Origin of the sequence: Amycolatopsis pretoriensis, from assembly GCF_900107925.1 — a bacterium.
GTDB lineage: Bacteria > Actinomycetota > Actinomycetes > Mycobacteriales > Pseudonocardiaceae > Amycolatopsis > Amycolatopsis pretoriensis.
Genome location: NZ_FNUJ01000006.1, coordinates 269,186 through 292,273 on the forward strand (window position 1 = coordinate 269,186; position 23,088 = coordinate 292,273).

Below are 23,088 nucleotides of genomic sequence, written 5' to 3' on the forward strand. Positions count from 1 at the left end.
TCAGCTCCCGGTGACCCGGCGCCCGGCCGCGCGCAGCCGCACGGCCCGGACCAGGTAGTCGACGCCCGTCACCACGGTCAGCACCAGGGCCAGGCCCATCAGCGCCCAGCGGACCGGGTCCGCCCCCGCGGGCAGCGGCAGCAGGTACGCCACGATCGCGGCGATCTGCGCCATCGTCTTGGCCTTGCCACCACGGCTGGCCGGGATCACGCCGTGGCGGATCACCCAGAAGCGCAGCAGCGTCACGCCGATCTCGCGGACGGCGATGACGATCGTCACCCACCAGCCCAGCTCGCCGAGGATGCTCAGCCCCACCAGCGCGGCGCCGGTCAGCGCCTTGTCCGCGATCGGGTCGGCGATCTTGCCGAAGTCGGTGATCAGGCCGTACTTGCGGGCCACCCAGCCGTCGAGCTGGTCGGTGAAGGAGGCGACGGCGAACAGGCCGGTGGCGATCGCGCGCCAGGTCGTGTCGTGGCCGTCGCCGGTGAACAGCGCGATGACGAACAGCGGCACCAGGACCAGCCGCGAAAGCGTCAGCAGGTTGGCCAGGTTCAGGGTCGGGACCGGGGTCGCCACCGGGACCTGGGCGGGGCCGTCGTGGGCCGTGCCCTCGTCGGCGGCGTCGCTGGGGAGCGCACTCACCGGTCGGCGTCCGGTACCGCGCGGACGATCAGGTCCACGCCCGCCGAGTCCACGACCTCGCACCGCAGGAAGTCACCCACCTGGGTCTTCTCCGGCGCGTCGAGGATGATGCACTCGCCGTCGACCTCCGGCGCCTGGTGCGCGGCGCGGCCGGTGACCTCGCCGTCGTCGTCCAGCTCGACCAGGACGTCGACGACCGTGCCGATCCGGTCTTCGGCGCGCTGCGCGGTCAGCTCCTCGACCAGCGCGGAGATCCGCGTGACGCGCTTCGCGACCTCGTCGGCGTCCAGCTTGCCGTCGAAGGTCTCGGCCTCGGTGCCGTCCTCGTCGGAGTAGCCGAAGACGCCCACCGCGTCCAGGCGCGCGCCGGTCAGGAAGCGTTCCAGCTCGCTCAGGTCGTGCTCGGTCTCGCCGGGGAAGCCGACGATCACGTTGGTGCGGATGCCCGCCTCGGGCGCGTACTCGCGGATCTGCTCGCACAGCGCCAGGAACGAGTCGGTGGAGCCGAACCGGCGCATCCGGCGCAGCACCTGCTCGCTGGAGTGCTGGAAGGACAGGTCGAAGTACTCGGCGACCCCCGGCGTGGTCGCGATGGCCTTGACCAGCTGCGGGCGCGTCTCGGCCGGCTGCAGGTAGGAGACGCGGACGCGGTCGATGCCGTCGATCTCCGCCAGGCGCGGCAGCAGCCGCTCCAGCGCGGTGGCGCCGTCGCGGCCGAAGTCCTTGCCGTAGGACGTCGAGTTCTCGCTGACCAGGAACAGTTCCTTGACGCCGTGCTCGGCCAGCCACATCGCCTCGGCGACGACCTCGTCGGGCTGCCGCGAGACGAACGAGCCGCGGAACGACGGGATCGCGCAGAACGAGCAGCGCCGGTCGCAGCCGGAGGCAATCTTCAGCGCGGCGACCGGCGAGTCGTCGAGGCGCGTGCGCAGCACCCGCGGGCCCCAGCCGTGCTGCGCGTGGCCCGGGACCTCGACGTTCTCCGCGGCGGCGGGCCGCTGGACCGGGCTGATCGGCAGCAGCTTGCGCCGGTCGCCGGGGGTGTGCGAGGCGACCTTGCGGCCCGCGACGACGTCGTCGAGCCGGTCGGAAAGCTCGGCGTAGTGGTCGAAGCCCAGCACGGCGTCGGCTTCGGGGAGGCTGTCGGCGAGCTCGTGGCCGTAGCGCTCGGCCATGCAGCCGACCGCGACGACCTTCTTGCCCGTGTCCGAGGCCGCCAGCAGCGTGTCGACGGAGTCCTTCTTGGCCGACTCGACGAAGCCGCAGGTGTTGACCACCACGACGTCTGAGTCCTCGGGATCGGCCGCCAGCTCCCAGCCGCCGGCCGCCAGCCGGCCCGCCAGCTCCTCCGAGTCGACCTCGTTGCGGGCGCAGCCCAGGGTCAGCAGGGAGACGCGTCGGGTGGCGGCAGGGTCAACGGCAGGAGAAGGCACGACGTTCAGGGTAGCCGCCGGTCCCGGGCCGGTTGACGACGGCGTAGCCCGGTAGTGTCGGCGCCCGCGCCCGGCGGTGTGGCAATGTTGACGATCGTGCCGTCCGCCTCCCCCGCCGTCCGCCGCGCGCGGATCGCCGACGTCCGCAAGATCAAGGCCCTGGTCGACTCCGACGCCGGCCGTGTCCTCCTGGAGAAGGACCTGGTCACGCTGTACGAAGCGGTCCAGGAGTTCTGGGTCGCCGAGGTGGACGGCGAGGTCGCCGGCGCGGCCGCGCTGCACGTGCTCTGGGAGGACATCGCCGAGCTGCGGACCGTGGTGGTCGACAAGGCCGTGCGCGGCCAGGGCGTCGGGCGGGTGCTCGTCGCGCGGCTGGTCGAGGAGGCCCGTGAGCTGGGTCTCAAGCGGCTGTTCGTGCTGACCTTCGAGACGAGCTTCTTCCAGGGCCACGGCTTCGTGGAGATCCAGGGCACCCCGGTGTCGCACGAGGTGTACGAGGAGATGCGGCGCTCGCACGACACCGGTGTCGCGGAGTTCCTCGACCTCCCCTACGTCAAGCCGAACACCCTGGGCAACTCCCGGATGCTGCTCGAGCTCTGAGTACCCCTGTTCACCGCCCGTTCCCCCTTAACCTTCTTTCGGGCGGTGACGCACGCCACCTCGGTGTCCCAGGATGATCAGGTCAATTTCCCACCTGATCAGCAAGGAACGCACAAGATGCGCACGACTCTGCGGAACCTGGGGGCCACCATCGCGGTGGCCGCGACTGTCGGCGGAGGCGCCCTGCTGGGCGCCGGCACGGCGGCGGCGGTCGACATCCCGACCGTGACCGACCAGTACCTCTTCAGCACCTCGCTCTCGAGCTTCGAGACGATCCGGGGCCAGGCACCCTACAACGGCCAGCTCGACTGGTCGTCCGACGGCTGCTCGTGGGCCCCGGACAACCCGTTCGGCTGGAAGTTCCTCCCGGGCTGCCACCGGCACGACTTCGGGTACCGCAACTACAAGAAGCAGGGCCGCTTCACCGAGGCGAACCGGTTGAAGATCGACGACAACCTGTACTCGGACCTGAAGAGCGTGTGCGGCTCGAACGTGGCCTGCAAGGGCGCGGCGTGGACGTACTACCAGGCGGTCCGCAAGTTCGGCGGCTGAGCCTCAGCTGACCCGGATCGTGGCCTCCTGGCCGTCTTCGCTCACCGACACCAGCTCGACCCGGCTGGCGGCGAACGAGGTCGCCTGGGGGCCGGTCCGGGGTCCGCTGTGCAGCTCGGCCGTGGTGCTTTCCCCGCGGCCGGGCTCGCTCAGCAGGAACGCGAGCGTCGCCTCGCCCTGCCAGATGCACGTCATGTTCGGCCGGCACCGCGAGTCGGAGACCACGCGCAGGTAGCGGACCGCCAGGTCCTTCCCCTGGATCGCGGCCTCCTGCCCGACGTGCAGGGTGACGTCGCCCCGCGGGGCGGTGCTGACGGTCGAGGGCGACGACGGCCGCGCCGGGGCGGCCTGCTGGGCGGCCGCCGTGCTCCCGGCGCCCACCGCGACGACGGCGATGGCGAACAGTCCGGCTGCGAAGCGCTGTAGGTCCACGTGCTCAGGACGGAACGGGGGCGGCGGCGGGTTGCACTATTCGTCGTCCGAGTCCGCCGGCGACGGGTCGCCGCCGCGGATCAGGTACAGGACCGAGTCCAGCTCCTCGGGCTTGATCAGCACGTCACGGGCCTTCGAGCCCTCCGACGGGCCGACGATCCCCCGGCTCTCCAGCAGGTCCATCAGGCGCCCCGCCTTGGCGAACCCGACCCGCAGCTTGCGCTGCAGCATCGACGTCGAGCCGAACTGGGACGTCACGATCAGCTCGGCCGCCTGCAGCAGGACGTCCAGGTCGTCCCCGATGTCCGGGTCGATCTCCTTCTTCTCGCCGGCCTTCTGCGCGGTGACGCCGTCCTGGTAGTCCGGTTGCGCCTGCTCCTTGGCGTAGTTGACGACGGCGGAGATCTCCTCGTCGCCGACGAACGCGCCCTGGATTCGGACCGGCTTGCCGGCACCCATCGGCAGGTAGAGCGCGTCGCCCATGCCGATGAGCTTCTCCGCGCCCGGCTGGTCGAGGATGACCCGCGAGTCCGTCAGCGACGACGTCGCGAAGGCCAGCCGCGAGGGCACGTTGGTCTTGATCAGGCCGGTGACGACGTCGACCGACGGCCGCTGCGTCGCCAGGACCAGGTGGATGCCCGCCGCGCGCGCCTTCTGGGTGATCCGGACGATCGCGTCCTCGACGTCGCGCGGGGCGGTCATCATCAGGTCGGCGAGCTCGTCGACGATCGCCATGATGTACGGGTACGGCCGGTACTCGCGCTCCGAGCCCGGCGGCGCGGTGATCTCGCCGGACTTCACCTTCTTGTTGTAGTCGTCGATGTGCCGGACCTTGTTGACCTGCATGTCCTGGTAGCGCTGCTCCATCTCCTCCACCAGCCAGGCCAGCGCGGCGGCGGCCTTCTTCGGCTGGGTGATGATGGGCGTGATCAGGTGCGGGATGCCCTCGTAGGGCGTCAGCTCGACCATCTTCGGGTCGATCAGGATCATCCGGCACTCGTCCGGCGTCGAGCGCGCGAGCAGCGACACCAGCATCGAGTTGACGAAGCTGGACTTACCGGAACCGGTGGAGCCCGCGACCAGCAGGTGCGGCATCTTCGTCAGGTTCGCGGTGACGAAGTGGCCCTCGATGTCCTTGCCGAGGCCGATCACCATCGGGTGGTTGTCCTTGACCGTGGACGGCGCCCGCAGGACGTCACCCAGGCGGACCATCTCGCGGTCGGAGTTCGGCACCTCGATGCCCACCGCGGACTTGCCCGGGATCGGCGCCAGCAGCCGGACGTTGTCGGTCGCGACGGCGTACGCGATGTTCTTGGTCAGCGCGGTGATCTTCTCGACCTTCACGCCCGGGCCGAGCTCGACCTCGTAGCGCGTGACCGTGGGGCCGCGGGTGAAGCCGGTGACCTGCGCGTCGATGCTGAACTGCTCCAGCACGCCGGTGATCGCCTCGATCATGGCGTCGTTGGCCTTGCTGCGGGACTTCGGCGCGTCGCCGAGCTTCAGCAGGTCGGGCGGCGGGAGCTGGTAGTCGCCCTCGACGGTCCGGGTGACCGCCAGCGGCGGCTCGGGGGCCTTCTTCGGCTTCTTTTCGACGACCTCCGGCGCGGGCTTGGCCTTGGGCGGCTTGATCGGGGTCGGCACCTCGGCCAGGGCGGCGTCGATGTCGAGCTGCTCGGGGTTGGCGTCGCTGGCCTGACGGCGGCGCGACGGCTTGCGCAGGCGGGCGGCCTTCGGGTCGGCGTCGGTGACGGCGTCTTCGTCGGTGGCGAAGCCGGACTTCTGCTGCTCGGCCTCGGCGAGTTCTTCTTCGTCGAGGCCCCAGTTGCGCAGTCGCGTCGGGATCTCGCGGACGGGGGTGCCGGTGAAGACGAGCACGCCGAAGACGAGCGCGAGGATCAGGAGCGGGACGGCGACCCAGGTCGTGACGCCCATGGTGAGCAGGCCGCCGGAGAAGGCGCCGATGATGCCGCCGGCGTACATGCGGCCGTCGTTGGTGGCCGGGAGCGCGGTGAAGATGTGCAGCATCCCGAGCACCGACAGGACGACCATGATCGTCCCGATGACCATCCGCGGCCGGGTTTCCGGGTGCGGCTCGGACCGCATGAGCGCGACGGCGACGACCACGAGGACCAGGGGCAGCGTGACGGCTCCGGCGCCGAGGACGCTCCGGGTGGCGATCTCGACCCCGGCCCCGATCGGGCCGGCGGCCCGCCACCAGACCCCGACGGCCGCGATGATGGCCAGGGCGATCAGGCCCAGGGCCACGCCGTCGCGGCGGTGTTCGGGTTCGAGTTCGCGGGTGCGGCCGACCGTGCGGGCCAGGGTGCCGATGCCCTTGGCCAGGAGGTTCCAGGTGCCGCGGACGCCTTTGCCGAAGATCCCGGGCGTTTTGCGGCGGGCTCGGGGGGCTGGTTTGCGGGCGGCTGGACGGGACTTCGCGGGTGTGCGCGGCTTACGCGCCGCTGCTCCCTTCGCGCCGCTACTCGTGCTTCGCTTCCTCGTCGCCGACCCAGCCATGCCTTTTACGGTAACCGGCCGTCGGCGTTCGTCCCATGCGCCACTCTCGGCTCAGGGTGAACTTCTGCCTCACAGTGGGCTTAAGCGGCCATCCGGGTGAGCCGGGCGGCGGAGTGACCGGTCGTTCCGGCTTTGGAAAGACCGGTCGTTCTCCCGCCGGAACGACTGGTCGTTCCGGAACCGGAAAGATCGATCGTTCTAACGGCGGAAAGATCGATCGTTCTCTACCGCTCGACGGGACGCCTCAACCGATTCGGCGAGTGCGCATTCGGGTGAAATCGGCGTCTGCCATGCTCTGCCCCATGGTCGCGCTGCACTCCGACAACACCTCCCGCCGGGCCCCCGCCATCTGGCGGACCATGCTGAACATCGACCGCGGGCTGGTGAACCTGGTCGGCCGGCTGACCATCACCGGGCGCATCCCCGCCCAGCTGCGCGGCAAGCCCCTGCTGATGACGGCCAACCACATCGGCGTCTTCGACGCGTTCGTGCTGATGGCGGCGTGCAAGCGGATCGGCATCAACCCGCGGTTCATGCTGGCCGGCGGCATCCTGGACGCCCCGGTCATCGGCCCCGCGCTGCGGGTCAGCGGCCACCTGCGCGTCGACCGCAAGCACGCCGGGACCGCCGTCGGGCAGTTCGCCGAGGCCGTCGAGGCGCTCAAGACCACCCGTGAGCCGATCATCGTCTACCCCGAGGGCCGGATCAGCCACGATCCCGGCCTCTGGCCCGAACGCGGCAAGACCGGCGCGGCCCGGCTGGCGCTCGCGTCCGGCGTGCCCGTGATCCCGATCAGCCAGTGGGGCGCGCACGAGGCCGTCTACTGGGGCACCGAGACCGTCAACGGCCCCGCCGACCTCGTTCCGCTCGCCCGCTCCGGGCTCAGCGCTCCCCTGCGCCGGCCGAAGTTCCGGGTGCACTTCGGCGATCCCGTCGACCTGTCGGACGTCGAGCCGGAGCGCCCCGGCGCCGGCGTGCGCGCGCACGCGAAGATCATGCAGGCGATCGCGGACGGTCTCGTCCCGCTGCGCGCGGGCGAGCTGGACCGCCCCCGGTTCCACGACCCGACGCGCCCGACGGACACGGTCAGCCCGTGGAAGCCGAAGCCCGGATCCTGACCCTGGTTCCGCGCGTCGGCTAAACCCTTCTCCCACGGCGGGCGTGAGTGCTGCGTTCTCGTCGGTGACGCAGAGGGGCAGGGTTCCATGCGAAGGATCGCGAAGGCCACGGGTTCGGTTCTGGCCGTGCTCGGCATCGTGCTGACCACCGGGGCCGTCACGGCGGTACCGGCGAGCGCCGCGGTGTCGTGCTCGGGGACGAAGACCTACGACAGCAGCAGTGGCACCCTCGGCTTGGGCGAGCTGACGATCTACTACAACAGCTCCGACGGCGGGACCAACAGCGCCTGCTTCTACCACCGCGGCGCCAGTTACGGCGTGGCCGCGGAGACCTACGTGAAGATCCAGCGCTGCGTGGAAACCAGTGGCGAAGGCCAGCCGTGCACTCCGGACCGCTCGTCGACCCCGGACACCGGCATCTACAAGTACTACGCGGGCCCGAAGGGAGTCACGGGCACGGCGAACCGCTGCGTGGCCGCCATCGGCTGGGTCTTCTGGCACGAGGAGTACGCCGTGATCGACAGCGGCCGGCAGGGCTGCTGAAAACCCCCGTCCGGATCCTGAGACCCGCGCGCGGCTCCCCTAGAGTCGGTGGGCGTGAGCACACGGATACTCGTCGTCTACTACAGCTCGACCGGGAACACCGCCGCCCTCGCCGAGTCGCTCGCCGCGGGTGCGCGCGAGACCGGGGCCGAGGTGCGGGTGCGGACCGTGCCGGAGACCGTCCCCGCCGACGCCATCGCGAAGAACCCGCGCTGGCAGGCGTGGATCGATTCGGGGCCGCACCACGAGCTCGCCACCCTCGACGACCTCCAGTGGGCGGACGGGCTCGCCGTCGGCAGCCCGACCCGCTTCGGCGGCCCGGCGGCGCAACTCAAGTCCTATTTGGACAGCACGGGTGGCTTGTGGGCCCAGGGAAAGCTCGCCGACAAGGTCGCGACGTCGTTCACGACGGCGTCCACCCGGCACGGCGGTCTCGAGTCGACGCTGCTGGCGATCAACAACGTCTTCTACCACTGGGGAGCGATCGTCGTCCCGCTCGGCTACACCGATCCGCACCTGATGGAGTCCGGCAACCCGTACGGCGGCTCGTTCGTCTCCCGCAAGTCCGCGGCGCCGGACGACCTCGCGCTCGGCGCGCTGCGCGTCCAGGGGCGCCGGCTCGCGACGATCACCACGCACGTCGCGACCGGGCTCAAGCAGTCCGAATAACCGGAAAAAGGGCTTTGGCAGTGACGCGGTGGGCCCTACAGTCGCGGTGGTGACCACCGAGCTGCCCGTCCTCGCGCCACCCCGGGTGGCCCACCGCGGCCGCGGGACGACCCTCGTCCTGCTCGCCGCGCTGTTCTTCAGCACGTCGGGCACGCTGGGCAAGTCCGCGATGTCCGCCGGGTTCAGCCCGGAGCAGGTGGCCTCGATGCGGATCGGCGTCGCCGGGCTCGTGCTGCTCGCCGGGGTGGCGCTGATCGCGCCGCGCAAGCTGCGGGTGCGCCGGGCCGAGCTGCCGGTGCTGGGCGGCTACGGCCTGCTCGGCGTCGCCGGGGTGCAGCTGCTCTACTTCGTCGCCGCGGGCCGGATCCCGGTCGGCATCGCGATCCTGCTGGAGTTCGTCTCGCCGGTGCTCATCGCGCTGTGGGTGCGGTTCGTGCGGCGGCACCGGCTGCCGCGGTCGGTGTGGGGCGGCATCGCGCTGGCCATGCTCGGGCTGTCGCTGGTCGCGCAGGTCTGGCAGGGCGTCACGCTGAACGGCCTCGGGCTGCTCGCCGGTTTCGGCGCGGCCCTGTGTTCGGCCGGGTACTTCCTGCTCGGCGAGCGCGCGGTGGCCGACATCGACCCGTTGGGCCTGGTCACGTGGGGCATGGTGATCGGCGCGGTGCTGGTCGGCGTCGTCGCGCCGCCGTGGACGTGGCCGCTGGAGCTGCTGGGCACGGACGTCGCGTTCGGCCCGTGGCAGCCGCCGGTGTGGCTGCTGCTGGTTCTGCTGGTGTTGGTGGCGACGGTGTTCGCCTACGTCTTCGGGATCTCGTCGCTGCGGCACCTGCCGGCGTCGGTCGCGAGCGTGATCGGCCTGGTCGAGCCGGTGATCGTCACCGTGACGGCGTGGGCGCTGCTCGGCGAGGAGCTCACGTGGCTGCAGCTGCTCGGCTCGGCGATCCTGCTGGGCGGGGCGTACCTGGTGCAGCGGAAGTCGGAAATCCTGACGAGCTGAGTTCTTCACGGGATGGCGCCGGAATGCGACAATCCCCCACCATGACGACGTCGGGGCTGCGGCCCGAACTCCGGCAGCGGCACGTCCGGATGATCGCCCTCGGCGGCATCATCGGCGCGAGCCTGTTCATCGGCAGCGGCGCGGTGATCCACACGGTGGGCCCGGCGGCGGTGCTGTCCTACGCGCTGGGCGGGCTGCTGGTCGTGCTCGTGATGCGCATGCTCGGCGAGATGGCGACGGCCGCGCCGGCGCTCGGCTCGTTCATGGAGTACGCGCGGGAGTCGCTCGGCGGCTGGGCGGGCTTCACGATCGGCTGGCTGTACTGGTACTTCTGGGTCGGCGTGGTCGCGTTCGAGGCGGTGGCCGGCGCGAAGATCCTGCAGGGCTGGATTCCCGGTGTGCCGCAATGGGTGTTCTCGCTGGCGCTGATGCTGCTGCTGACGGCGACGAACCTGGCGTCGGCGCGGTCGTTCGGCGAGACGGAGTTCTGGCTGGCGTCCATCAAGGTCGCGACGATCGTGGTGTTCTTGGTGCTGGGCCTGCTGTTTGTGCTCGGGCTCTGGCCGGACGCGCACTTTTCGGTGGGCAACATCAGCCTCGACGGCTTCGTGCCGAACGGCGGTTTTTCGGTCGTCCACGGCGTGGTGATCGTGATTTTCTCCTATTTCGGCGCGGAGATCGTGACGATCGCGGCGGCGGAGTCCGACCAGCCGGAGACGGCGGTCCGCAAGGCGACGTCGACGATCGTGTGGCGCGTGATCGTGTTCTACGTGGGTTCGGTGGCCTTGCTGGTGATGATCACGCCGTGGCGCGAGATCCCGACGGAGACCAGCCCGTTCGCGGCGGCGTTCGGCCGCTTCGGCGTCCCGGCGGCGTCCACAGTGGTCAGCGCGGTCGTCCTGACGGCGGCGCTGTCGGTGCTGAATTCGGGACTGTACACGGCATCCCGCATGTTGTTCGCCCTGCGCCGCCACGGCTGGGCGCCGGCGTGGATCGCGGACACGAACAAGCGCGGGGTGCCGTGGAAGGCGATCCTGGTGTCCACTTCGGTCGGTTACGTGGCAGTGGTGATGAGCTACGTGTCCCCGGACAAGATCTTCTACTTCATCATCAATTCGGCGGGCGCGGTGGCGCTGTTCGTGTACGCGATCATTTGCGGATCACAACTGCGAATGCGGCGGCGGCTGGAGTCGGAAGCGCCGGAGAAGTTGAAGCTGCGGATGTGGGGGTATCCGTGGTTGAGCTGGTTGACCTTGGTTTTGACCTTGGTGGTCGTGGCTTCGATGTTGTTCGTGGACGAGGACGCGCGTTCCCAGTTGTACTTGAGCTTGATCAGCTTGGCGGTAATCCTCGGGGTGTACGCCCTCATCCGCCGGCGATCCGGGACAGAGCACCGAAGAACACGTCCGTGATCTTCGCCGGGTCCGGTGCCAGGAATGCCTGGCCGCCCGTCGCCGCGGTCAGTTCGTCCAGTTCTGCTTTGTCCGCGTCCGGGCCGATGCCCACTCCGATCAGCGGGATCGGGCGGTGGGGGTCCTGCAGCTTCGTCAGCTCCGCCAGCACCTCCGCCCGGGAAATGCTGTGCGCGTCCTCGTTGCGGCCGTCCGTCAGGACTATCACCAGGTTCAACCGCCCTGGCTCCCACTCCCGGCGAGCCGTCCGGTACGTGTCCAGCACGCTGTCGTACAGCCCCGTTCCGCCGTCCGGGGTGGCCTTCACCTGGGCCAGCCGGTCCAACGCCCCGCTCGACAGGTGCTGGGCCACCGATGCCATCGGCAGCAGCTCGCGGTAGTCCTTGTCGCCGTCCAGGCGGGTCGAGAACGCCAGCATGCGCAGCTGGGTCGTCGGCTTGAACAGGTGCATGGCCTTCTCCGTCGCCTGCATCGACACCTGCATGCGGTTCAGCCCCGTCCCCGGCACCTGCGCGTTCATCGAGCCCGACACGTCGACGAGCACCTGCACCCGCGCGCTCAGGTTGACCCCGGCCCACTGGTTGAGCAGCTCGTCGACCGCGCCCGCGGCGGGGAGGCTCGCCGTGCGGATGCCCGGTGGTGATACGCGTGGGTCGTCGGCTCGGTCGCGCAGGGCCTGGCCGCCCGCCGCGCGCAGGCCCGTCTTCGCGATCGCGTCCGCGCCCGCGTCGCCGAGGACCGCGTCGCGCAGCGCGTCGACGATCGGGCGCTGCTGCGGGGTGATCCCGCCCAGCTCCGCGAACGGGTAGTCCAACGTGGGCACTGCCGTCGCGTAGACGGCAACCAGCGGCGACGACCGGTCCTCGATGTTGTGGCGCAGCACCGAATTCTCCGACGCGGGGAACGCCGTCACCGATGCCGTGCCGCCGCTGCCGCTCGATCCCGGCAGCCGCGCGATCAGGTCCGTCTCCGCGCCGAGCGTGTTGGCCGAGAACCGCCGCAGCAGCGCGACGTACGCGCCCGCGGGCTCGGGCGCCGGCCGGACGCTCTCCTTCAGCCCGAGCAGCGCCAGCGCGCCGACCGCGTCGCGGGCCGGGTCGGACATCCCCGGGACGGTCCCCGGCGCGCCCAGCACGTCGGCCCAGGCCGGCGTCCGCTCGGGCCAGCCGAGGCCCTTGACGACGTCCTCCGCGGTGGCCAGCACCACCGGTGAGCTGGCCACCGACGCCCCGGACTCGGGGACGTCGGCGGCGCCGAGCCGGTGGGCGCGCCGCAGTGCGAGGGTCGAGTCCGGCACCCACACCTGCGGGCGCGGGCTGCCGTCGGACATGGCGAGCCGCTCGGCGGCCGACGCCGGCTCCCTGGTCTGGACCTCGACGGAACCGCACGACAGGTTCAGATCCCGGGCGACGAGCGACAGCGCGGGCGCGACGTCGGCGGACGCGGTGACGAGGACCTTCGCCGGCTGCACGCACGTGGGCCGGGACTTCACCGCCGAGACGGTCACCCAGGCCGCCGCCCCGAGGACGACCACGAGCCCGGTCGCGACGACCGGCATCAGCAACCGGCGTCTTCCGTCGGAGTGACGTCCCATCGGCGGCCTCTCTTCGGCGAGGCGAGTGGGATCAGGTTAGCGCCGGGCAAAGCACCGGTTCGTGGTCCGGACGGCCTAACAACGCCTCATCCGCAAGAAAGCAGTGGCACATTGAGGGACACTTGGTCCCTCAATGCGCCATTCACGGCTTTCGAAGGGGCTAGACCGGGATGACCGTCGGGACGATCATCGGGCGGCGGCGGTAGGTGTCGGCCACCCAGCGGCCCACCACCCGGCGGACCGCCTGGGCGATCCGGTGCGTGTCGGTGATGCCTTCGGCCTCCGTGCGCGCCAGCTCCATCTCCACCAGCGGGACGACCGCGGCCAGGGCCTTCGGGTCGTCGGAGAAGCCGCGGCCGGACACCGTCGGGCTGCTGACCGCGCGGCCGGTGCTGGAGTCCACCGCGACGCTGATCGAGATGAACCCGCCCTCGCCGAGGACCAGCCGGTCCGACAGGGTCGACTCGCCGACGTCGCCGACCGACAGGCCGTCGACGTACACATGACCGACCTCGACGCGGCCGGTGCGCGACGCCTTGCCGTCGACCAGGTCGACGACCACGCCGTCCTCGGCGATGACCACGTTCTCCGGGGCGACGCCGGTGCGGATCGCCAGCTCGCCGTTCGCGCGCAGGTGCTTCCACTCGCCGTGGACCGGCATGACGTTGCTCGGGCGCACCGCGTTGTACAGGTACAGCAGCTCGCCCGCCGACGCGTGGCCGGACACGTGGACCTTCGCGTTGCCCTGGTGCACGACGTTGGCGCCGAGCCGGGTCAGGCCGTTGACCACGCCGAACACCGCGGTTTCGTTGCCCGGGATCATCGAGCTGGCCAGCACGACGGTGTCGCCCGCGCGGATCGAGATCTGCCGGTGCTCGCCCCGCGCCATCCGCGACAGCGCCGAGAGCGGCTCGCCCTGCGAACCCGTCGAGACGAACAGGACCTTGCTCTCGGGCAGCGTGCTGGCCTGGTCGAGGTCGACGAGCAGGCCGTCGGGCACGTTCAGCAGGCCCAGCTCGGCCGCGATCCCCATGTTCCGGACCATCGACCGGCCGACGAACGCGATCCGGCGGCCATGCCGCTGCGCGGCGTCGAGGACCTGCTGGACGCGGTGGACGTGGCTGGCGAAGCACGCCACGATCACGCGCTGGTCCACGCGCCGGATGACGTCGTCGAGGACCGGGCCGATGTCCCGCTCGGGCATGACGAACCCGGGGACCTCGGCGTTGGTCGAGTCGACGCAGAACAGGTCGACGCCCTCGTCGCCGAGCCGGGAGAACCCGGCCAGGTCGGTGAGGCGCCCGTCCAGCGGGAGCTGGTCGAGCTTGATGTCGCCGGTGTGCAGGACCACGCCCGCCGGGGTGCGGATGGCCACGGCCAGCGCGTCCGGGATCGAGTGGTTCACCGCGAAGAACTCGAGGTTGAACACGCCGACGTCGCGGCGCTCGCCTTCGCGGACCTCGATCAGCTTCGGCCGCTGCCGGTGCTCCTTGGCCTTCGCCGCGAGCAGCGCGTTGGTGAACCGCGAGCCGTAGATCGGCAGGTCCGGGCGCAGGCGCAGGAGGAACGGGACGGCACCGATGTGGTCCTCGTGCCCGTGGGTGAGCACCAGGCCTTCGATGTCGTCGAGGCGGTCCTCGATCGCGCGGAAGTCCGGCAGGATCAAGTCGACGCCGGGCTGGTCGTCCTCGGGGAAGAGGACCCCGCAGTCGACGATGAGCAGCCGGCCGCCGAACTCGAAAACGGTCATGTTGCGCCCGACCTCGCCGATGCCGCCCAGCGCGACGACGCGCAGGGCTCCCTCGGGGAGTGCGGGCGGGGCGTTGGTGGGGCCTGGACCGGGGGGAAGTGAAGTCACCGAGGCAGGGTCCCAACGCTGGTGTGCGAGGTCGGCGCCACGTAGGCGGCCCTCGAGTCTGCTTGTGCCACCCGCTCACCATGCCAGTCCTGGGCCGCCGTGTCGCCCAGCGGCACGCCGCCCCGGCCGAGATCGGCGGCGATCAAGGTGGCCTGCTCGGCGGTCGGGGCCACGATCGGCAGCCGCGGGTCGCCGACGTCGAAGCCGCGCAGCCGCAGCGCCGTCTTGCTGAACGCGACCCCGCCGACCCGCGACATCGCGCGCAGCACCGGCAGCATGCCGCGGTGGTTGGTGCGCGCGGTGGACGTGTCGCCGTTCTCGTAGGCGTCGATCATCGCGCGGATCCGGCCCGCGACGACGTGACCGATCACACTCACCACGCCGGTGCCGCCGACGGAGATCCACGGCAGGTTCAGGCCGTCGTCGCCGGAGTAGTACGCGAGGTGGGTGCTCGCGATGACCTCGGAGCCGGCGATCAGGTCGCCCTTGGCGTCCTTGACCGCGACGATCCGCGGGTGCTCGGCCAGCCGCAGCAGCGTGTCGACCTCGATCGGCACGACCGAGCGCGGCGGGATGTCGTAGAGCATCACCGGCAGGCCGGTGCTGTCCGCGACGGTGGTGAAGTGTGCGTGCAGGCCGGCTTGGCTGGGACGCGAGTAGTACGGGGTGACGACCAGCAGGCCGTGCGCGCCGGCCGCTTCGGCCTGCTTCGCCTGCTCGATGCTGTGGGCCGTGTTGTTGGTGCCCGCGCCGGCCACGACGGTCGCGCGGTCGCCGACGGCCTCGACCACGGCGCGGACGAGCTCCTGCTTCTCCGCGTCGCTCGTGGTCGGGCTCTCGCCGGTGGTGCCGTTGACCACGAGACCGTCGTTGCCCAGCTCCACGAGGTGCTCGGCCAGCTCCTGCGCCCGCTTCAGGTCCAGCGCGCCCTCGGCGTCGAAGGGGGTGACCATCGCGGTGAGCACGCGCCCGAACGGCCGTCCGGGCGCTGCGGTAGGTGGGTTGGACATGCCCAGACGGTACCCCGTCGCACCGACAAAACCGCGCCGACCTGGTCAGGGGCGGCGAAGTGCGGAGGATTTCCGGGCCCCGGCCGTTCGTCGCGGAACTTCTACTTGACCTTGGTCACGATCGGCGCGGTGATGGGCCCGCCGTCGGCGCGCGTCAGCAGGCAGTAGAACTCGCGGGTCGGCCCGTCGCTGCCGCTGTCGGCGGACGGCGCGCGCTCCCATTCGGCCTGGGTGGGGACGATCGCGCGGAAGGTCAGGTCCGGCCGCTTGGTGTCGGGGACGATCGACGAGCGGAACGCGGTCGCGCACGCCGCTTCGGCGCTCGCCGTCACCGCGGGCTGCCCGGGGTAGGCCGCCACCTTGGCGTCGTCGGAGTTCCAGTTCTCGACCGACAGCAGGCCGCCGATCTCGTAGACCTCGAGGGTGTGGCTCTTGTCGCACTCGGTGTGGTTGTCGTCCTTGCTGATGACCGCGCCGTCCTGGACCGGCCCGTTGTAGCAGCGGTAGTAGTCGGTGATGTCGACCCGCAGCTGGCCGTTGACGCCGAAGGTCATGGTCGGCTGCTTCTGCTTGTCGGCGGCCGGCGTCTCGTACGCCTTGCCGGCGAAGAAACCGCCGATCAGGGCACCGATGACCGCCACCGCGGCCAGAGCCAGCCACAGCGCGCGCAGGTTCTTCTTCGGCGGCTGGGACGCGAGCCGGGTCATCGGCTGGACCATCGCGGTGCCGCCCGGCGGCGTGGGCCGCATGCCCTGCGCCGTGGTCAGCAGGTTCTGCGCCTGCGCCGCGGTGAGCCGAGCGTCGGGGTTGGCGACGAGCAGGCCGAGGATCGCCGCGGCGAGCGGGCCGTGGCCGCGGGTCAGGTACGGGATCTCGGTCATGATCGCGTGCAGCGTCGCGGCCGTGGTCGCGCGCTCGAACGGGAGCGTGCCTTCGACGGCGAAGAACAGCGTCGCGCCCAGGGACCACAGGTCGGACGCGGGCATCGCTTCGCGGCCTTCGACGCGCTCGGGCGCCATGAACGCGGGCGAGCCGACGATCATGCCGCTGGTGGTCAGGCGCGGGTCGTCGACGGCGTGGGCGATGCCGAAGTCGGTGAGCTTCACGCGGCCGTCCGGCGCGACCAGGATGTTCGCCGGCTTGACGTCCCGGTGCACGATCCCGGCCGCGTGCGCCGCCTGCAGCGCGGCGAGGACCCGCTCCCCCATCATCGCGGCCTGCGCGGCGGGCATCGGGCCGCGCTGGCGCACGAGGTCGGCCAGCGACGGCGCTTCGACGAGCTCCATGACGATGAACGTGGTGCCGCCGTCGGTGACGACGTCGTAGACCGTGACGACCGCGGGGTCGTTGAGCCGCCCGCCGGTGCGCACCTCGCGCAGCGCGCGCTCGGAGAAGACGGCGGCCGACTCGGCGTCGGGCAGCCGCAGTTCCTTGACCGCGACCTGGCGGCCGATGACCTGGTCCTGCGCCCGCCACACGACCCCCATGCCACCGCGGCCCAGCTCGCCCAGGAGCGCGTAACGGCCCGCGACCACCCGCTGACCAGGCGTGGCGGGCGCCTGCGGTGGATACGGCCGGGTCTGTTCGTCGGTCACGATGCTCCTTTTGGCGGCGGTCGCGCAGATGCTAGTCGGACCGCCGCGGAGCGCCCGGGGTTCCGCGGAATTGTGACTCAGCGGTGCGTTTCGCCCCGGTACGGGAGCCAGCGGTAGCCCGGCGCGAAGTCGCTGAACGCGGCGCGCCGGCCGGCGGCGGCCCAGATGTCCTCACTGACCACGAGCCCCGGGAAGATCGTCAGGTCCCGCTCGGCCACCAGGTCGGCGTACGTGCGGAACTCGTCGGTCTCGACCCCGGCGAGGGCGTAGCGGTAGACCGGCGGGGCGGTCCGCAGCAGCCAGTAGAGCTGCCGCCCGGCCGCGGTCATGGCCGCCGCTTCCGCGGCGGTGTGCGCGCCGTTGCTGCTGAGGTCTTCGGGCGCGATGCCGCACCACCAGCCGGCGCCGTCGGAGAAGACCCTCGCCGGCCAGCCTTCGAAGTGGCGGGCGAGGTCGCGGGCGTGGTTTTCGCGCGGGCCGCATTCGGCGTTGAGGGCGTAGATCCAGGCCATCCGCTCAGCCGGTGACAGTCAGGTGGATCAGGACGAGGTTCAACGCGATGATAACGCCTGCGACGACCGACGCCGCGACCGTCGTGAGCCGCCGGTTGACGTCGTCGCCCATCAGCCGCCGGTCGGCCGTCAGCCGGATCAGCGGCACGAGCGCGAACGGGATGCCGAACGACAGCACCACCTGCGAGACGACCAGGGCCGCGCTCGGGTCGGCGCCCAGGGCGAGCACCACGATCGCCGGGGTGAGCGTGACAAGGCGGCGCAGGACGAGCGGGATCCGCTTGTGCAGCAGGCCCTGCATGATCATCGCGCCGGCGTACGCGCCCACCGACGTCGACGCGAGCCCCGAGGCCAGCAGGCCGATGGCGAACATCAGCGCGATGCCGGGGCCGAGCGCCAGCGAGACCGCGTGGTGCGCGCCCTCGATGCTGTCGACGCCCGCCTGGCCCTGCAGGTTCGTCGCGGCGAGCAGCAGCATGCCGAGGTTCACCGCGCCCGCGAGCAGCATCGCCAGGCCGACGTCGGCACGGGTGGCGCGCAGCAGGCGTCGCTTGCTCGTCCCCTCCGCGCGGCCGTGGCGGTCGCGGACCAGACCGGAGTGCAGGTAGACGGCGTGCGGCATGACGGTCGCGCCCAGCATCGCGGCCGCGATGAGGACGCTGCCCGCGCCGTCGAACTTCGGCACCAGCCCGCCGAGCGTGTCGGCCGCGGACGGCGGCTCGACGAACAGGCTCGCCAGGAAGCCGACCGCGATGACCAGCAGCAGGCCGGTGACCACGCGTTCGAACGTCCGCTGGCCGCCGCGGTCCTGGACCACCAGCAGCGTCAGCGAAACCGCGCCGGTGATCAGGCCGCCGATGACCAGCGGCAGGTCGAACAGCAGGTACAGCGCGATGGCGCCGCCGACGACCTCGGCGAGGTCGGTGGCGATGGCGACGACCTCGGCCTGCAGCCAGTAGGCCAGCCGCGCGGGCCGCGACAGCCGGGCGCGCAGGGCCTCCGGCAGCGACATCCCGCTGACCAGCCCGAGCTTCGCGGACAGGTACTGCACGAGCACGGCCATCAGGTTCGCCGCGACGATCACCCAGACCAGCAGGTAGCCGTAGCGGGCGCCGGCGCTGATGTTGGAGGCGACGTTCCCCGGGTCGACGTAGGCGATCGCGGCGACGAACGCCGGGCCGAGCAGGGCCGACCCGGCGCGCAGGCGCGTCGCGAGTCTCGGCCGGACAGCCTCGGTGACCGCCATGTCGTCTGCCTCTCAACCGGGTGTCGGGGATCCCAAATCGAAGTTTAGGCGTGCCGAACTTTCGATTTCAAGGGTGACGGCTCCCACCCTTGCGCCGGGAGTACCCGTGAATCACCCGCCGAAAAGCGTCAGGGGTGCGCGACTTCGTGCCCGGACTCCCGCAGCGCCTTCACGGCGTGGTCGAGGTCGGTGCCGCGGACCAGGATGTGGTCGGTGTCGAACGTGGACATGGAGAACAGCGCGACCCCGGCCGCGGCGAGCTCCGAGGCCAGCGCGGCGATGATGCCGGTGAGCGTGAACTCCAGCGGCCCGCGGACCGAGAGCAGCCGCCAGCCGTCCTCGGCCGTGCCGCCGGCCGGTTCCCGCCCGGCCGGGCAGATGATGGACAGCTCCTCGGGCGTGCGGGTCACCGAGACGAACGCGGGTTCGCCGGGTGCGAGCAGCTCGGCGGGCACCGGGGCGTCCGCGGGCAGCCGGACGACGGCGTACTCGCCGGGCCGGACGTCGATCGCCAGTCGTTTCATCAGCCTTCGAACACCTTCGGGCTCGTCGCGATCTCGGTGCCGTCCGGCAGCGTCGAGATGGTGAAGTCGGCGAACACGTTCGCCGCGGCCTTTTGCAGGTGCCGCAGGCACTCCACGGCCAGCTGCCGGATTTCGACGTCGGCGTGCTCGGTCGCGCGCATCGCGACGAAGTGGCGCCAGGCCCGGTAGTTGCCGGTGACGACGATGCGGGTCTCGGTCGCGTTCGGCAGCACGGCGCGGGCGGCTTGGCGGGCTTGCTTGCGGCGCAGGGTCGCGCTCGGGACGTCGGCGAACTTCTCTTCGAGGCCGGCCAGCAGCTCGGTGTAGGCGTCGACGCTCGCCTGCGCCGCGGCGAGGAACTTCTCGTGCAGCACGGGATCGTTCGCGATGACCTCGGGCTCGACGAAGGCGGCGTCGCGCTCCGGCGCGTACCGGCGCGAAAGCTGCGAGTAGGAGAAGTGGCGGTGCCGGACCAGTTCGTGGGTCAGCGAGCGCGAGATCCCGGTGATGTAGAAGGTCACCGAACCGTGCTCGAGCACCGCGAGGTGACCGACGTCGATCACGTGCTCGACGTAACCGGCGTTGGTGGCGGTGGCCGGGTTCGGCTTGTCCCACGCCTGGTAGCAGGCGCGGCCGGCGAATTCGGCGAGCGCCTCGCCGCCTTCGGCGTCGGTCGACCAGGGCACGTCTTCCGGCGGGAAGAACTCCGTCTTCGCGATCAGCTGCACCCTTGGTGACACGGCCACGTACACGCTCCTTCCACAAGCTCTCCCGTGAGCCTAACCGCTTCCTTGACTGACGCCACGAGTGACGTCATAGTGGTGTCATGGACCTGACGCCGTACATCGCCAACCTTCGCGAGGACCTCGCGAACACGGCTGCCGCCGGGGACGAGCACACCCGGCGGGCGGCCGCGCTGCTGTCTTCCGCGCTCGAACCCGCCGTCCGCCTGACGCTGATGAACGCCCTCGCCGACCTCGCTGCCGAGGTCACGGCCGCATTGCCGGGCCAGGTGGTCGACGTGCGGCTGGACGGCCGGGACGTCCGCGTGGTCGTCACCGGCTCCGCCGAGGAGCCGACATCACGCGCGACACCACGTGACACCACACCGCCACCACCGCCGATCGACGGCGGCGACATCTCGCGCATCACGCTGCGCCTGGTCGAGCAGATCAAGGGCCAGGCCGAGCGCGCGGCGGCGGCGCAGGGCGTCTCGCTGAACACGTTCGTCTCCCAGGCGGTGCAGGGGGCGCTGGGGCACGGCTCGCTCGGCGGGGGTTCCAAGCACCACGGCAAGGGCGACCGGCCCGGGTCGCACCTGCACGGCTGGGTCGAGGGCTGAGGGGAATCGCAGATGAGTGACGAAGAGACTGTGCCGGCTTCGGAGCCGAACGACGAGCTGGTCCGGATCGACGAGTTCGAGGCCGACGGCCCGCTGGACCTGGACGTCGGCGTGACGATCGGCCGCGTGGAGGTCGTCCTGGAGGGCGACTCCGGCGCCCGCGTCGAACTGCGGCACGACCAGGGTGAGCAGCAGCCGTGGGTGGCGGGCGTCAACAGCCTGCTGTCCTGGGTCGGCGAGCGGTTCGGCGACCAGCTGGGCGTGGACCCGTCGGGGGCCAACCCGGCCGAGGCCGTGCGGCAGAGCCGGATCGAGAAGCTGGGCAACCGCCTGGTCGTCCAGGCACCGAAGGCGTGGCAGCTGCGGAACGTGGCGCTGTCGGTGATCGTCCGCGCGCCGGCGGGCTCGCACGTCGACGTCCGGGCGGGCGCGGCGGACGTGACGGTGACCGGCTCGGCCGGGCGTGTCGACCTGCTGACGGGCTCCGGCGAAGTCAAGCTCGACCGCGCCGACGGCTCGGCGACGATCCGGACGGGCAGCGGCGCGGTCAAGCTCGGCCCGACGCTCGGTGGGTTGCAGCTGCGCAGCGGCAGCGGCCACGTCGAGGCGTCGTCGATCGCGGGGTCGGCGACGCTGGCCACGGGCACGGGTGACGTGTGGCTGGGGGCCGTGTCGGGCGAAGTGATGGCTCGGACGGGCAGCGGCGATTTGTCGGTGGCCGACGCGGCTTCGGGGTCGTTGGACCTGATCACGGGATCGGGCGAGGTCCGCGTGGGCATCCGCGGCGGGACGGCAGCGGAGGTCGAGCTGACGTCGAGTGGCGGCCGGGTGTCCAGCGAGCTGGACGTTTCGGAGAACGCGCCCGACGGTGGGGTGCAGTTGAAGGTGCGGGCCCGGACGGGCTCCGGCAACGCCGTGGTGACGCGCGCGGCCGGCTGAGGGAAAGGGTTCGTTCCCGGTGGGGGCCGGGAGCGAACCGCACGACCGGGCGGGCTTCCCGCGGCCGTCCGGTCGAAGGGGGTCGGCGGGCCGTTCCCGGCGGGGATCTCCGGGGGCGGCCCGCTTCTTCGCGTTCCGCCCGCCTCGCGCGGCTTCCGCCGGTCCGCTCCGCTCCGCTGCCGCGCGGGGTCAGACCTTGGGCGCGACTGGGGGTCGGCTCATGCGCCCCAATGTGGCCTTGGTTGCGTGTGACGCACCCAATGTGGCCTTCGGTGCGTCAGACGCACCGAAGGCCACATTGGGGCGCTTCAGCGGACCAGTTTTGCCAATGGCCGGGCCAAATCGCCGCGCGTGCCCACCGCCACTCCTGACAGGCCCAGCCACTCCGCCATGTGTTTCAGCTCCCCCGCCAGCTCCGGCAGCACCCGGGCCACGTCCACCCCCTCCTCCGCGAACGCCCCTTGGACTCGCAGGACCCCCGCCGCGCGGTCGGACTTGAGGTCCACCCGGGCCACCAGTGAGCCGTCCAGCAGGAACGGGAACACGTAGTACCCGTACACCCTCTTCGGCTCCGGGACGTAGATCTCGATGCGGTAGTGGAACCCGAACGTCCGCTCCGTGCGTGCGCGCTCCCAGATCAGCGGGTCGAACGGGCACAGCAACGCCCGGCCCGTCACCGTGCGGGGCATGCGGGCCGCGAAATGGCGGTACGCCAGCGCTTTCCAGCCGCGTACCTGCACCGGCTCCAGGACTCCCGACTCCACCAGCTCCGCCACCGCCTGGCGGGCCGGGGCCGGGCCCAAGCGGTAGTAGTCGCGCAGGTCCGTCTCCGTCGCCACCCCCAGCGCCCGGGCCGAACGTTCGATCAGGCCCCGCGCGCCCTCCTCCGGCGACACGGAAACCGACAGGATCTCCGGAGGGACCACCCGCTCGGTCAGGTCGTAGAGCCGCTCGAACGACCGGCGCGTGCCCGTTGTCAGCTGGCCGATGCCGAACAGGTACTCGCAGACGCGCTTGACCTCCGACCGCTCCCACCACGTGCCCGGGCCGCGGCGTTGCGCGTCCGCCGCCACCTCGCGTTCGATGCCGCCCGCGCCGATCGGGCCCAGTTCCTTCACCACCGACAGGATTTCGTCGACCAGGCCCGGGGACTTCTCGATCAACGGCCCGTAGTGCTTCCACCAGCCGTCGCGCTTCGCACCCGAGCGGATCAGCGGCCAGTCCTCGATCGGGAGCAGGCTTGCCTCGTGCGCCCACGTCTCCACCAGCAGCCGCGGCTGGCGCGCCGAGTGGGACCACGCCGCGCCGTCCAGCACCGCGGGCTCGTACGCGCCCAGGCGGGAGAACACCGGCATGTAGTGCGCGCGGACCGCCACGTTCACCGAGTCCAGCTGCAGCAGCTGGACTCGCGACAGCACCCGTTTCAGGTGCCGCCGGGACACCGGGCCGGACGGACGGGGGTCGGCGAAGCCCTGTGCGGCCAGGAAGGTCTTCCGGGCCGTCGAGACGCTGATCGTTTGCATGGTGCCGTCATGGTGCCACCCACCACCGAC

Annotated in this window: 22 protein-coding genes; 9 read left to right on the forward strand and 13 right to left on the reverse strand. The window is 71.3% G+C overall.

Going from position 1 to position 23,088, the window contains the following annotated elements; translation table 11 throughout:
- Both pgsA and rimO read right to left on the reverse strand, forming a co-directional pair.
- Positions 1 to 642 carry a CDP-diacylglycerol--glycerol-3-phosphate 3-phosphatidyltransferase gene (gene pgsA, locus BLV96_RS27255; protein WP_086677035.1) on the reverse strand — a complete coding sequence of 214 codons (642 nt, stop codon included), beginning with the start codon at positions 640 to 642 and terminating at the stop codon, positions 1 to 3.
- Positions 639 to 2,075: a 30S ribosomal protein S12 methylthiotransferase RimO gene (gene rimO, locus BLV96_RS27260; protein ID WP_086677034.1), complete on the reverse strand. Its 1,437-nt coding sequence runs from the start codon at positions 2,073 to 2,075 to the stop codon at positions 639 to 641. Before rimO ends, pgsA begins: the two co-directional genes overlap by 4 nt.
- An 84-nt stretch (positions 2,076 to 2,159) precedes the next feature.
- Between rimO and BLV96_RS27265 the strand changes: the two genes are divergently transcribed.
- Both BLV96_RS27265 and BLV96_RS27270 read left to right on the forward strand, forming a co-directional pair.
- Positions 2,160 to 2,675 (forward strand): amino-acid N-acetyltransferase, encoded by a 516-nt coding sequence (locus tag BLV96_RS27265; protein WP_208608332.1) that lies wholly within the window; start codon positions 2,160 to 2,162, stop codon positions 2,673 to 2,675.
- Positions 2,676 to 2,792: 117 nt separating this feature from the next.
- Positions 2,793 to 3,227, forward strand: a complete 435-nt coding sequence (locus BLV96_RS27270; protein WP_086677033.1) for a phospholipase — start codon at positions 2,793 to 2,795, stop codon at positions 3,225 to 3,227.
- Positions 3,228 to 3,230: 3 nt separating this feature from the next.
- Here the strand turns inward: BLV96_RS27270 and BLV96_RS27275 are convergent, their stop codons facing one another.
- Together BLV96_RS27275 and BLV96_RS27280 are read right to left on the reverse strand one after the other, a co-directional pair.
- Entirely contained in the window at positions 3,231 to 3,659 is a 429-nt protein-coding gene (locus tag BLV96_RS27275; RefSeq protein ID WP_244180511.1) for a hypothetical protein, read from the reverse strand.
- Positions 3,660 to 3,695: 36 nt separating this feature from the next.
- Positions 3,696 to 6,176: a DNA translocase FtsK gene (locus BLV96_RS27280; protein WP_091389567.1), complete on the reverse strand. Its 2,481-nt coding sequence runs from the start codon at positions 6,174 to 6,176 to the stop codon at positions 3,696 to 3,698.
- A gap of 302 nt (positions 6,177 to 6,478) precedes the next feature.
- Here BLV96_RS27280 and BLV96_RS27285 point away from each other — a divergent pair, with 302 nt between their 5' ends.
- From BLV96_RS27285 to BLV96_RS27305, 5 genes are all read left to right on the forward strand, one after another.
- Positions 6,479 to 7,294, forward strand: a complete 816-nt coding sequence (locus tag BLV96_RS27285; protein WP_167379750.1) for a lysophospholipid acyltransferase family protein — start codon at positions 6,479 to 6,481, stop codon at positions 7,292 to 7,294.
- A gap of 87 nt (positions 7,295 to 7,381) precedes the next feature.
- On the forward strand, positions 7,382 to 7,837 hold the full coding sequence (locus tag BLV96_RS27290; protein ID WP_086684218.1) for a hypothetical protein: 456 nt from the start codon (positions 7,382 to 7,384) through the stop codon (positions 7,835 to 7,837).
- A 54-nt stretch (positions 7,838 to 7,891) separates the two neighbouring features.
- Positions 7,892 to 8,506 carry an NAD(P)H:quinone oxidoreductase gene (gene wrbA, locus BLV96_RS27295; protein ID WP_086684229.1) on the forward strand — a complete coding sequence of 205 codons (615 nt, stop codon included), beginning with the start codon at positions 7,892 to 7,894 and terminating at the stop codon, positions 8,504 to 8,506.
- Between the two features lie 49 nt (positions 8,507 to 8,555).
- On the forward strand, positions 8,556 to 9,503 hold the full coding sequence (locus BLV96_RS27300; RefSeq protein ID WP_086684232.1) for an EamA family transporter: 948 nt from the start codon (positions 8,556 to 8,558) through the stop codon (positions 9,501 to 9,503).
- 41 nt (positions 9,504 to 9,544) lie between these two features.
- A complete protein-coding gene (locus tag BLV96_RS27305; protein WP_086684221.1) occupies positions 9,545 to 10,915 on the forward strand; it encodes an amino acid permease in 1,371 nt (456 codons plus the stop codon).
- Here the strand turns inward: BLV96_RS27305 and BLV96_RS27310 are convergent.
- From BLV96_RS27310 to thyX, 8 genes are all read right to left on the reverse strand, one after another.
- A complete protein-coding gene (locus tag BLV96_RS27310) occupies positions 10,869 to 12,509 on the reverse strand; it encodes a VWA domain-containing protein (RefSeq protein WP_244180512.1) in 1,641 nt (546 codons plus the stop codon). The genes BLV96_RS27305 and BLV96_RS27310 overlap by 47 nt on opposite strands.
- A 160-nt stretch (positions 12,510 to 12,669) precedes the next feature.
- On the reverse strand, positions 12,670 to 14,367 hold the full coding sequence (locus BLV96_RS27315) for a ribonuclease J (RefSeq protein ID WP_167379751.1): 1,698 nt from the start codon (positions 14,365 to 14,367) through the stop codon (positions 12,670 to 12,672).
- Positions 14,364 to 15,377, reverse strand: a complete 1,014-nt coding sequence (gene dapA, locus BLV96_RS27320) for a 4-hydroxy-tetrahydrodipicolinate synthase (RefSeq protein ID WP_091389570.1) — start codon at positions 15,375 to 15,377, stop codon at positions 14,364 to 14,366. The genes BLV96_RS27315 and dapA overlap by 4 nt, the downstream gene beginning before the upstream one ends.
- Before the next feature lie 101 nt (positions 15,378 to 15,478).
- On the reverse strand, positions 15,479 to 16,972 hold the full coding sequence (locus BLV96_RS27325) for a serine/threonine-protein kinase (RefSeq protein WP_086684073.1): 1,494 nt from the start codon (positions 16,970 to 16,972) through the stop codon (positions 15,479 to 15,481).
- Between the two features lie 77 nt (positions 16,973 to 17,049).
- Positions 17,050 to 17,484, reverse strand: a complete 435-nt coding sequence (locus BLV96_RS27330) for a hypothetical protein (protein ID WP_086684076.1) — start codon at positions 17,482 to 17,484, stop codon at positions 17,050 to 17,052.
- A gap of 4 nt (positions 17,485 to 17,488) precedes the next feature.
- Positions 17,489 to 18,730: an Nramp family divalent metal transporter gene (locus BLV96_RS27335; RefSeq protein ID WP_086684080.1), complete on the reverse strand. Its 1,242-nt coding sequence runs from the start codon at positions 18,728 to 18,730 to the stop codon at positions 17,489 to 17,491.
- Between the two features lie 128 nt (positions 18,731 to 18,858).
- Positions 18,859 to 19,254, reverse strand: coding sequence for an ACT domain-containing protein (locus BLV96_RS27340; protein ID WP_086684083.1), 396 nt, complete (start codon positions 19,252 to 19,254; stop codon positions 18,859 to 18,861).
- Positions 19,254 to 20,006, reverse strand: a complete 753-nt coding sequence (gene thyX / locus BLV96_RS27345) for an FAD-dependent thymidylate synthase (RefSeq protein WP_086684086.1) — start codon at positions 20,004 to 20,006, stop codon at positions 19,254 to 19,256. The genes BLV96_RS27340 and thyX overlap by 1 nt, the downstream gene beginning before the upstream one ends.
- A gap of 74 nt (positions 20,007 to 20,080) precedes the next feature.
- On the opposite strand from thyX, the gene BLV96_RS27350 reads away from it, so the two are divergent.
- Both BLV96_RS27350 and BLV96_RS27355 read left to right on the forward strand, forming a co-directional pair.
- Positions 20,081 to 20,596: a toxin-antitoxin system HicB family antitoxin gene (locus tag BLV96_RS27350; protein WP_086684089.1), complete on the forward strand. Its 516-nt coding sequence runs from the start codon at positions 20,081 to 20,083 to the stop codon at positions 20,594 to 20,596.
- 12 nt (positions 20,597 to 20,608) lie between these two features.
- Positions 20,609 to 21,535, forward strand: coding sequence for a DUF4097 family beta strand repeat-containing protein (locus BLV96_RS27355; RefSeq protein WP_086684093.1), 927 nt, complete (start codon positions 20,609 to 20,611; stop codon positions 21,533 to 21,535).
- A gap of 308 nt (positions 21,536 to 21,843) precedes the next feature.
- On the opposite strand, the gene BLV96_RS27360 is transcribed toward BLV96_RS27355, so the two are convergent.
- Complete coding sequence (locus BLV96_RS27360) at positions 21,844 to 23,058, reverse strand: winged helix-turn-helix domain-containing protein (protein WP_086675109.1); 1,215 nt, start codon at positions 23,056 to 23,058, stop codon at positions 21,844 to 21,846.
- Between the last annotated feature and the right edge of the window lie 30 nt (positions 23,059 to 23,088).